The following is a 255-nucleotide window of genomic DNA, read 5'->3' on the forward strand; positions in this document are numbered from 1 at the left end:
GCAGCAGCAGGCAGGGGTCCGAGCACAGCGCACGCGCAATCTCCAGGATGCGCTGCTGGCCCAGCGCCAGGCTGCCCGCTTCGTCGTAGAGGTGATCGGCCAGGCCCACGCGTTCGATCTGGCGCGCCGCTTCGGCCAGCAGCCGCGCCTCTTCGGCCCGGTCCAGGCGCCAGGCCGCGCTCAACACGCCCTTGTCACCGCGCAGGTGACCCCCGATGGCCACGTTCTCGAGCACGCTCATCGTCGGCAGCAGCT

Annotated in this window: 1 protein-coding gene; it reads right to left on the bottom strand. The window is 71.4% G+C overall.

Features of this window, described 5'->3' with window-relative positions:
* Nucleotides 1-255 (bottom strand): ATP-binding cassette domain-containing protein (locus tag DNK49_RS23740; RefSeq protein WP_120719304.1); only part of this gene is annotated, 255 nt, incomplete at both ends.

This window comes from Parazoarcus communis SWub3 = DSM 12120, assembly GCF_003226565.1.
GTDB classification, from domain to species: domain Bacteria; phylum Pseudomonadota; class Gammaproteobacteria; order Burkholderiales; family Rhodocyclaceae; genus Parazoarcus; species Parazoarcus communis.